This is a genomic window from Herminiimonas sp. (genome assembly GCF_030645555.1).
In the GTDB taxonomy this organism is placed as follows: Bacteria; Pseudomonadota; Gammaproteobacteria; order Burkholderiales; family Burkholderiaceae_D; genus Oxalicibacterium.
In genome coordinates, this window is record NZ_JAUSME010000249.1 from 1 (window position 1) to 10,290 (window position 10,290).

10 protein-coding genes are annotated in these 10,290 nt (G+C 53.6%); 4 read left to right on the forward strand and 6 right to left on the reverse strand.

The genetic code is table 11. From position 1 onward, the window contains the following. The 4 genes from Q7T06_RS09720 to Q7T06_RS09735 all read right to left on the reverse strand — a co-directional run. A partial coding sequence (locus Q7T06_RS09720; RefSeq protein ID WP_304784096.1) for an efflux RND transporter permease subunit occupies positions 1 to 3,202 on the reverse strand: 3,202 nt, incomplete at its 3' end. 53 nt (positions 3,203 to 3,255) lie between these two features. Continuing rightward, positions 3,256 to 4,482 (reverse strand): efflux RND transporter periplasmic adaptor subunit, encoded by a 1,227-nt coding sequence (locus Q7T06_RS09725; RefSeq protein ID WP_304784098.1) that lies wholly within the window; start codon positions 4,480 to 4,482, stop codon positions 3,256 to 3,258. Between the two features lie 104 nt (positions 4,483 to 4,586). Then, the gene (locus tag Q7T06_RS09730; RefSeq protein ID WP_304784101.1) at positions 4,587 to 5,414 is read right to left on the reverse strand and encodes an alpha/beta hydrolase; all 828 of its coding nucleotides are present in this window, start codon (positions 5,412 to 5,414) and stop codon (positions 4,587 to 4,589) included. Between the two features lies 1 nt (position 5,415). Then, positions 5,416 to 5,622, reverse strand: coding sequence for a hypothetical protein (locus Q7T06_RS09735; protein ID WP_304784103.1), 207 nt, complete (start codon positions 5,620 to 5,622; stop codon positions 5,416 to 5,418). 277 nt (positions 5,623 to 5,899) lie between these two features. Between Q7T06_RS09735 and Q7T06_RS09740 the strand changes: the two genes are divergently transcribed. Continuing rightward, positions 5,900 to 6,529, forward strand: coding sequence for a TetR/AcrR family transcriptional regulator (locus tag Q7T06_RS09740; protein WP_304784105.1), 630 nt, complete (start codon positions 5,900 to 5,902; stop codon positions 6,527 to 6,529). A 199-nt stretch (positions 6,530 to 6,728) separates the two neighbouring features. Next, positions 6,729 to 7,646 (forward strand): LysR family transcriptional regulator, encoded by a 918-nt coding sequence (locus tag Q7T06_RS09745; RefSeq protein WP_304784107.1) that lies wholly within the window; start codon positions 6,729 to 6,731, stop codon positions 7,644 to 7,646. Between the two features lie 313 nt (positions 7,647 to 7,959). Here Q7T06_RS09745 and Q7T06_RS09750 read toward each other — a convergent pair whose 3' ends face one another. Beyond that, positions 7,960 to 8,397 carry a hypothetical protein gene (locus tag Q7T06_RS09750; protein WP_304784109.1) on the reverse strand — a complete coding sequence of 146 codons (438 nt, stop codon included), beginning with the start codon at positions 8,395 to 8,397 and terminating at the stop codon, positions 7,960 to 7,962. A 2-nt stretch (positions 8,398 to 8,399) separates the two neighbouring features. After that, positions 8,400 to 8,930 (reverse strand): MarR family winged helix-turn-helix transcriptional regulator, encoded by a 531-nt coding sequence (locus tag Q7T06_RS09755; protein ID WP_304784111.1) that lies wholly within the window; start codon positions 8,928 to 8,930, stop codon positions 8,400 to 8,402. A gap of 44 nt (positions 8,931 to 8,974) precedes the next feature. On the opposite strand from Q7T06_RS09755, the gene Q7T06_RS09760 reads away from it, so the two are divergent. Both Q7T06_RS09760 and Q7T06_RS09765 read left to right on the forward strand, forming a co-directional pair. Continuing rightward, positions 8,975 to 9,409: a DUF1772 domain-containing protein gene (locus tag Q7T06_RS09760; protein ID WP_304784113.1), complete on the forward strand. Its 435-nt coding sequence runs from the start codon at positions 8,975 to 8,977 to the stop codon at positions 9,407 to 9,409. 245 nt (positions 9,410 to 9,654) lie between these two features. Next, a partial coding sequence (locus Q7T06_RS09765) for a heavy-metal-associated domain-containing protein (RefSeq protein ID WP_304784115.1) occupies positions 9,655 to 10,290 on the forward strand: 636 nt, incomplete at its 3' end.

Sequence of the window (10,290 nt, forward strand, 5' to 3'; positions counted from 1 at the left end):
CATGCTGGGTATCGATTGCGACAGGAGCCGGATGCGCCACATAGGCCTCGCCTTCCGGTTCCTTCTTGCGGGTGAATTTCTTCTCCAGCGTGCGCAGCAATACATAGAAAATAGGCGTCAGGAACAGACCGAATGCAGTCACACCTATCATGCCGGAGAACACCGCCACACCCATCGCATGACGCATTTCTGCACCAGCACCGGAGGACAGGATCAGTGGCACCACACCCGCGATAAACGCGATCGATGTCATTAGGATAGGACGCAGACGCAAGCGTGCTGCTTCAATTGCTGCCGCATAGGTTTCGCGTCCCTGATGTTCAAGTTCGCGAGCGAACTCCACAATCAGAATCGCGTTCTTGCAGGCCAGCCCCACCAGCACGATCAGACTGATCTGCGTAAAGATATTGTTGTCGCCACCGGTCAGCCAGACACCGAAGATGGCAGACAGCAAGCCCATAGGCACGATCAGCAATACAGCCAGCGGCAAGGTCAGGCTTTCGTACTGGGCCGCCAATACAAAGAACACCAGCAACATCGCCAACGGCAGGATGATGAACAAGGTATCGCCGGCGATCTTGTCCTGATACGTGATCTCGGTCCATTCGTAGCTGATACCACGTGGCAGGGTTTCTGCCAGCAAGCGCTCAACCACTGCTTGCGCCTGACCTGTACTGTAACCAGGCGCAGGTCCACCGTTCACGTCGGCTGCCGGGAAACCGTTGTAGCGGATAAATTGATCTGGACCGTAGCTCTGCGTCATTTTCAATACCGATGACAGCGGCACCATTTCGCCATTCTTGTTACGTGCTTTCAGCAAACCGACATCTTCAGCATGGGCACGGAAAGGTGCATCCGCCTGCACACGTACCTGGAAGGTACGGCCGAATTTATTGAAGTCGTTGACGTACAGCGAGCCTAAATAAACCTGCAAGGTATCGAACACTGCCGGTACCGACAAACCGAGTTGCTGCGCACGTGTGCGATCCAGATCGGCATACAGTTGCGGCACGTTGATCTGATAGCTGGAGAACATGCCGGCCAGTTCAGGTGCCTGGTAAGCCTTGGCCAAAAACGCCTTCAACGCATCGTTCAATGCCTCCTTGCCCAATGCGCCCCTATCCTGAATCTGCAACTTGAAGCCGCCTATCGTACCCAGACCCTGCACCGGTGGTGGTGGGAACATCGCAATGTAAGCACCCTGAATACCGGACATTTGCTGGTTCAGCTTTTGTGCAATCGCCGGGCCGCTCAATTCTTTGCTCGTGCGTTCTTCAAACGGCTTGAGCGACATGAAGACGATGCCTGAGCTAGGGCTGTTGACGAAACCATTGATAGATAGACCAGGGAAAGCAATTGCCGATTCCACGCCAGGTGTCTTCATGCCGATTTCTGACATTTGACGAATCACGTCTTCGGTACGATCCAGCGAAGCTGCATCCGGCAATTGGGCGAAGCCAACCAGATACTGCTTGTCCTGGCCAGGAATGAAGCCGGCCGGTACATGATGGAACAGGAACATCGTCGCGCCGATCAACACTGCATACACTGCCAGCGATGCCGATTTGCGTTTCAAAATACCGGTAACGCCGGTGCCGTATTTTTCCGAACCGCGATGGAACACCTTATTGAAACGTACGAAGAACCAGCCGAACGCTCTATCGATCATTAACTGGAATTTATCCTTCGGCGCACCGTGGCTTTTCAGCAGCAGGGCAGCCAATGCCGGCGACAGGGTCAGCGAGTTAAACGCCGAAATCACGGTCGAAATGGCAATCGTCAACGCGAACTGCTTGAAGAACTGACCGGTCAGGCCGCTGACAAATGCGAGTGGAATAAATACAGCAGACAACGTCAGTGCAATCGCCACAATCGGGCCGGACACTTCACGCATCGCTTTATAAGTTGCCTCGCGCGCCGTCAAGCCGTCTTCAATATTTCGCTCTACGTTTTCCACCACCACGATCGCATCATCGACGACGATACCGATCGCCAGCACCAGCCCGAACAGACTGAGCGCATTGATGGAAAAACCCAGCCCCATCATCACTGCGAACGTGCCGATTACCGAAACTGGTACTGCCAGCAATGGAATGATCGATGCGCGCCATGTTTGCAGGAAGATGATCACGACGAGCACGACCAGCAGAATCGCTTCCAGCAAAGTATGTACAACTGCTTCGATAGACGCACGAACGAACTGGGTAGGATCGTAGACGATGCTGTAATCGACACCATCAGGCATGTCTTTTTTCAGAGCCGCCATCGTCTTGCGCACGTTGTTGGAAATTTCCAGCGCGTTCGAACCCGGCGACTGGAAGATGGGAATGGCAACCGCAGACTTGTTGTTCAGCAGGGAGCGCAATGCATACTCGCTGGCGCCCAGTTCAACCCGCGCCACATCGCGCAAGCGTGTGATCACGCCATCAGGCGAGGTGCGGATCACGATATCGCGGAATTCATCTTCCGTAGTCAGACGACCCTGTGCATTGACAGAGATTTGGTAATCGACACCCGGAATGGATGGCGAGGCGCCGATCACACCGGCAGCGACGTTGACGTTTTGCTGACGAATCGCATCAACCACATCATTGGCTGACAAACCGCGCTCTGCAACCTTGCGTGGATCGAGCCAGATGCGCATCGAATAATCGCCTGAGCCGAACAATTGAACTGCACCTATGCCCGGCAAACGCGCCAGATTATCTTTCACGTTCAACACTGCGTAGTTACGCAGGTAAGCCATGTCGTATCTATCGTTAGGCGACACCAGGTGACCCACCATCGTCAGATCGGGCGAACTCTTGGTCGTCGTCACACCGAGTCGCTGCACGACATCGGGCAAACGCGGCAAGGCCTGATTGACACGGTTTTGCACCAGTTGCTGCGCCTGATCAGGCGACACGCCCAGTTTGAAAGTAACCGTCAATGTCATCAAGCCATCGGAGGTTGCCTGCGATTGCATGTACAACATGCCTTCGACGCCGTTGATCTGTTCTTCAATTGGCGTGGAGACGGTTTCCGCAATGGTTTGCGGATTGGCGCCCGGGAAGTTGGCCTTGACCACGACCGACGGCGGCACGACTTCCGGATATTCGGAAATCGGCAGGCTTAACATCGAGATCAAACCACCGATCAGGATAATCGACGAAAGCACACCTGCGAAGATGGGCCTGTCGATAAAAAATCGAGAGATATTCATTTCAGTTTCTTCTTTTTAAATGTGGGGTGCGGGGGTCAGCTCAAAAATTCAACTTAGTTGACTGCACTTGTAGCCGCCTGCCCTGCCGACTTGCCTGTATTTGCACTCGCAACACGCGCATCCATCTTCACGACTTCTGGCGCCACGGTGTCATTCGGACGTATGCGTTGCAGACCGTTCACGACGATGCGTTCATCCAGTTTCAAGCCGCTGCGAACAACCCGCAAACCTTCAACCATAGGCCCCAAAGTCACTGGACGATAAACCGCCTTGTTATCAGCGCCGACCACCATGACGAACTTCTTGTCCTGGTCGGTACCGACTGCCTTGTCATCGATCAGCAATGCATTCTTTGCATTGGAGTCACCGGTACGTACGCGTGCATACATGCCGGGTGTCAGCGTGCCGTCTTCATTTGCGAATACGGCGCGCACGCGTATCGTGCCGGAGCTGTTGTCGATGCGGTTGTCGAAAGACTTCACATGACCTTGACGCGGATAACCTTCTTCACTGGTCAGTCCGATGGAAACCGGGATGCGATTCACCCCGCTGTTACCGACTGTGCCGTTGCCTGCATAACGGATATAGGTAGGTTCGTCGACTTCAAAATTGACGTACACCGGCGAGACAGAAACCAGCGTCGTCAATGTCGGTGCAGTTGGCCCGGTTGCGACCAGATTCCCGACCGTGATTTCGGCGCGGGAGACGCGGCCACTGACAGGGGCAGTAATTTCCGTATATTGCAGATTCAGTCTTGCGGTCAGTACGGCAGCATCCGTTGCCTTCAGATTGGCGTCGGCTTCATGCAATGCGTTTTCGCGCTGATCGAGTTCACGTTGCGCGACTGCGCGGTCTTCCAGCAAGCGGCGGGTACGATCCAGTTCGGTTTTTGCCAATGCCAAACGGGCTGATGCGCCTGCGCGTGCTGCTTCTGCGCGAGCCAGCTCGGCTTTGTATGGACGTGGATCGATGGTAAACAGCAATGCGCCTTTTTTCACCAACTGGCCATCCTGAAAATGCACGGCATCGATGGTGCCGGAAACGCGCGGACGGATTTCAACCCGTTCTATCGCTTCAACCCTGCCGGAAAAATCATCCCATTCAGTAACAGCGCGTTCGATAACAGTGGCAACCGTAACGGGTGTCGCTGCCGGTGCGGCAGGCGCAGTTTTTTCTGCGTGGCCAGTCAACGATACGGTGGCGACGGCTATCACCAGGAGAACGCCGACTGCAATCGCAATCGTGCTACGGGAAAAACGTGGTGTGGTGGAGGTTTGCATTTTTTATTCCTCTGAGAATTAAGTAAAAACGTAAGTAAAAGCGTAAATAAGGATGTTTGTTAATGATGAAAAATCGTGTGCCGCTTGCGCCTACCGTTGCCGGATCAGCCTGGGTCCTGAATAAATTGCTTGATCGTTGATATGACGGATGAAAAACTTGCGTGAGCCGGATCGACCAGTTGTCCGATTTCCGCAGCAAAACGCCGCACCTGCACCGGCACGCCGGCGGTGATCAAACTGGCTGCGTACTGTTCGGCTTCATCGCGCAAGGCATCGTTCTGCGCAGTGATGACCAATGCCGGCACCAAACCGCCGAGACGGCGCGATTGCGCAGGAGCGGCATACGGATGCAGAGCATCGCTGGTCGAAGGCAGATACGCAGCCCAGCCTTGCTGGCAAACGCATTTGCCGAGCGCCTTCATGGACCTGGACGATTGGCTGGGATCGAGCATGGGCGTGATCAGGATCTGACCCTTGAGGCAGATGCCGCGCGAGGTCGGTGTCAATCGGTCGCGGGCTATCATCGCAACTGCCGCAGCCAGATTGCCGCCGGCCTGATCACCCGCCACCATCACGCGCGTACCGTCAGCACCCAGTCCATCCGCATGGTCATATGCCCATTGCAAGGCTTCGTATGCAACTTCGGTGATGCCGGGGAAAGAGGTATCGCCGGCCAGCGGATAATCCACCGCGACGACGACTGCTTTTTCCGACAAGGCGCGGGCAATGCCGTCGGCATCTTCCACCGCACCACAGGTAAAGAAACCGCCGTGGAAGTAAACCACCAAGGGCAACAATTCTGCTGTTCCGTTTTTGCCGCCGTTTTTACCAAATACGCGCAAACCGATTTCGCGCGCCTCTGCCGACGTTTTAAACGACGTGGTCCACGGACCAACTGCTGAACTGCGCAGAACTGTGCCGCTCGAACCCATCTCAGTGCTGCTCCGCCGACGTCGATTGCGTAAAAGCGCCTATCGACGTAGCGCTGGCCCACATCGCGCCGCCGGTCAATGCACTGTCATAGATTGCATCCTGGAAAGCGCCGTTGTGCATCGCAACAGAGATCACCAATGTGCTTGCGGCCACCGCTGTGGCTTGATATAAGTGACGCGAAAAACGACGTGAAATTTGATTTTTCATTTTGTTGCCCCTGTAAAACCTGATTCGATGAGCGAAGTATATGAATCCATCAATCAAAGATAAATACTGATATTTATGAAGAACTATCTATAATTTCTGGACAGTCGTTCATATTTGACGCAAAAACTGATGACCTTTAATCATCTTTTTAAAAAATACACTCCGGGAACTGACGCTTTGTCATGCAAACGTCATATTTAATAGCGATCACTACGGATTAAGTTTGTGACTTTATAGCGCTTGTTTTCGGGTGTCAAGAGGTTTACTATCGATCACTATGGAAATAGAAAATAAATCCGAAAAGCCACGTAAAAAGACTGGCCGGCCGTTGTCATTCGATCGTGAAGTTGCGCTTCAGCGGGCAATGCTGGTGTTTTGGCGCTACGGTTATGAAGCAGCATCGCTGCAGGAATTGACGTCGGCGATGGGCATCACGCCGCCCAGCCTGTATGCCGCATTCGGCGACAAGGAAAAATTGTTTCTGGAAGCGGTCGAACGTTATTCGACCGAGAATTGCGACGCCCTGCTATGCCTGTTCAACCAGGCGCCGCGCGCGCGCGATGCAATAGAGCGCTTGCTGCAAAGCGCCGCGGTGGATTTCACCTGTCCCAGCCATCCGCCCGGCTGCCTGATGAATACAGCGGCAACCAATTGCTCGGCTTCTGCCGAACATGTACAGCACGCGATGATAGAACGTCGCGACCATGTCGAAAACATGATCCGCACCAGAGTTGAAACAGGCGTCAACAATGGCGAGCTGCCACCCGACACGGACGTAAGCGGCCTCGCCAATTTTTACTGGACAGTGATACAGGGGATGTCGACACAGGCAAGAGACCATGCCGACCGCGACAAACTACTTGCCATCGCCGCCATGGCCATGCGTGCCTGGCCGGCTCCCAAATAAACGGCAATCCTGAGATTGCACATGCGCGGGATTACCAGCCTTGAATGAAAAAGAGATCGATAAAAATATCGGTCTCTTTTTGTTTATGCCCAACCTGGCAAAGAGTCTCTCTGCAGAGCATGGCTGCCCTGCTTCTACCGAACAGCCGGAATAAATACTCTAGAATCACAACAACCTTAATCGATAACGGAATAACGCGATGGATCGCTTCGACACTATGCTGGCCTTTACACGCGTGGTTGAGCTAACGAGCTTCACCAAGGCCGCTGTTTCGCTCAATCTGCCGAAGGCGACCGTGTCGGCACAAGTCATCGCACTGGAAAAACGCCTGCGCGTCAAACTGCTGAATCGCACCACGCGCCATGTCAGCGTAACGCCGGAAGGTGCCGGTTATTACGAGCGTGCGATCCGTTTATTGAGCGAACTGGAAGAAACTGAAGCAGCCGTCAGTCATGCTGCGATGTCGCCGAAAGGCAGGTTGCGTGTCGACGTTCCCGGTGCAGTCGGTCGCCGCATCATTGCGCCGGCGCTCGCCGACTTCTTCACGCGCTATCCTGAAATCGATCTCGAAATGGGCTGTTCCGACCGGCCCGTTGATCTGGTGAATGAAGGCATAGATTGCGTGATCCGGGGCGGCGACATCAATGATGAATCGTTAGTGGCAAGGCGCCTGGGAGACTTCCGCATGATCACTTACGCTGCGCCCTCTTACCTGGCAAAACACGGCGCACCTAGGGATCTGGAAGAACTGGAACGCCATCAGGTCGTCAATTTCTTCTCCTCCAAAACCGGCAAGACTTATCCGTTTATTTACGAACAGGACAAGATACAAACGGCAGTTCAAGGCCGGCAACGCGTCGCCATCAACGACTTCGATATCTGTGCCATCGCTGCGTGCGCAGGTATAGGGCTGATACAACTACCGGCTTTTATCGCAAACGAATACACCACGTCGGGCCAGTTAGTACCCGTACTTGAAGGCTATGTATCTGAAACGGTACCGGTATGGATACTGTATCCACCGAATCGCCATTTGTCGGCGAAGGTACGCGCCTTCGCCGAATGGACTGCAGAGCTGTTTGCGAAAGCAGAATTCAGCGCTGAAAATCCGGCTTAGTTTCAGCCTATCCCAGCTATCCGACAGCATTGCCCAAGGAACCGTCAAAGTCAGGCACTGAATATGACTATGGGTACTAGCTGCCCATAGTCATAGTTAGAGCCACAGATCAAAGTAAATAAATCAAACGATTACTGACATTACATCTTCACATTTAAAAAAGCAGTCTCAAGTGGAGGATCGCTGGCGAAATAAAATGAAAACAATGGGTCATAAACGGACGTCCACTATAGGCCAGAAGCAGTCGTTAAAGCATGGGTGGGCGTCGCTACTATTCGGAGCGGTGTTCAATGACTTTCTAACTTGGCGGATTTTACTTTCTCAGCTTGCCTGAAAGAGTGAGGCCGTCTTTAAAATTTAGTCCTAGTAGTGCCAGTTGGAGTAAGCCTGCGCATATTTCGGCGATTTGAACGCCGAAATATGCGGCATCGAAGGCTGCAGCAGAGGCCTTCAGATGGAGGAATATTGCGGCCGGAGCGAGGACAAGCATGCCATTTAGCGCGATGAATCGCATCCGTTTCGATTTTCTAGCGACAATGGCACCGGAGCGGCTTTTACCTAGTGAAAAACCCGAGCCACCAGCCATCGCCATGAATAGCACTAGCAACGGAATGGCATAAGCAATTGAACGCTTGACCGTAGCGACTGCCTCGTGGTCCAAGAATAGTTCCACAACCAAGGTAGAGGTAACAAACACTGCTACGGTTAGTAAGGCAAGTGTTCCTGCCATAGCATGTACATAGGTTTTCATGATTAGCTTCCTTTCTTGGGTACAGGTAATTCCAGCCGCACATATAACGACCGTAGCGTCTGCAAAGTCAGTATCAAATCCTTGGCAGGTAGCCCTTCAGATAATGTCGATGCCCAGGTTGCTTGTAGTCTTTCGGCTTCAACGTAGGCTTTCTGCCCTTTGGCAGTTAAGGAATAGAGTGGCGAGCGTTCATGCCTAGGATTTGGCGCCGGCGCTACGAAACCTTCTTCTTCCAACCGGTTCAGCTGTTTGAGCGCTCCCTGCCGCGTAATCCCCATCAGCTCGGCAACCTGCGGAATGGTCATCGGCTTGGCCGCCAAGGCAATTGCACCAATCACCTGCCATCGCGCACTTGATAGTCCGAGGGGAACTACCATTTCATCGCCTTTGACAAGCAGGCGGCCATTGAGCCGAAAGATTTCCAGCATGATTTCGGTCACAGGATCGTAGTCGGGTAGGGATCGGTCAGACACTGCATTTCCTTTAAAACGATGTTTGACAACCAGTTTACGTAATTGTAAACTGGTTGTCAAGTCATGCGATGTTAGCGAAATCTTCTAAACCGATGGGGAACATCATGGATTCATTACTGCACTCTCTCGCGACTTTTTGCTGCGCCCTTTTTGCAGGTGCGGCTCTTTATATCAATGCGGTAGAACATCCGGCACGGATGTCGTGTGGGGCAACGGTTGCCCTGTCGCAGTGGAAACCAAGCTATCGCCGTGCAACGATCCTCCAGGCCTCGCTAGCGATTCTAGGCTTCCTGTTTGCCCTCAGTGCCTGGCTAAATGGAAGTGGAACCGCTTCGTTAATAGCAGGCGTACTGCTTGGGCTGGTCGTGCCGTTCACGATTTTTGTGATCATGCCAACCAACAACCGAATGATGGCTCTCGACCAAAATTCGAATGAAAAGAGTATCGAAATGCTTCTCAGCCGTTGGAACGCTTTGCATCTTATAAGAACGCTTATGAGCATTGCTTCACTAGTGATTTTTATATTTGCAGGCAATTAAAGCTTCGGCCTGACAGAAACATCTGCGACAAGTAGTGTCGAGCGTCTGCTTTGGGTCGAAAGCGGGCATTGAGCGATTTAGTTTCCATGCTTCAACAAAATACAAATCGTCAAAGTCAGGCACTGACTATGACGATTTGTACTGGCGGCAGGATGCGACCTGCTTTTACCTCTTGAAAATGCGCTTGACCTTCCCATCATGGTAAGGTCAACACTCCATCATTTCCATTTCCCGCGAGCCTTATCATGACGACCCTGCAGCAGGCAGCACCCGGCACACATAGGATCACGCTAGGCGTAGCTGGCATGACTTGCGCGTCATGCGCATCGCGCGTGGAAAAAGCCATCAATGCCATACCCGGCGTGCGCAATACCAGCGTGAACCTGGCCACCGATACCGTTGTGGTCGAAGCCGCTGCCGCCGTCGATGCGGCGGCAATCCGGCAAGCGATAGAAAAAGCCGGCTACAGCGTGCCGCAGGAAGACATCGTGCTCGACATTAGCGGCATGACTTGCGCATCCTGCGCCGGCCGGGTGGAAAAAGCCTTGCGCAAGGTCGATGGCGTGCTCGATGCAAGCATCAATCTCGCTACCGATAGCGCACGCATTAAGGTCGGCAGCGGCACCCCGGCATCTGCCTTGATCGCCGCAGTCGAGGCTGCCGGTTACGGCGCCGCATTGCCGCGCACGACAGGCAGTACACAGGATGCCGCACGCCAGACGCCGTCGCTGGACTGGCTGCCGGTATTGTTTTCTGCGCTACTGGCCTTGCCGCTGGTGGTGCCGATGCTGTTGCAACCGCTGGGCGTGCACATGATGCGGCCGGGCTGGCTGCAATGGGCGCTGGCCACGCCGGTCCAGTTCTGGCTGGGCGCGCGCTTT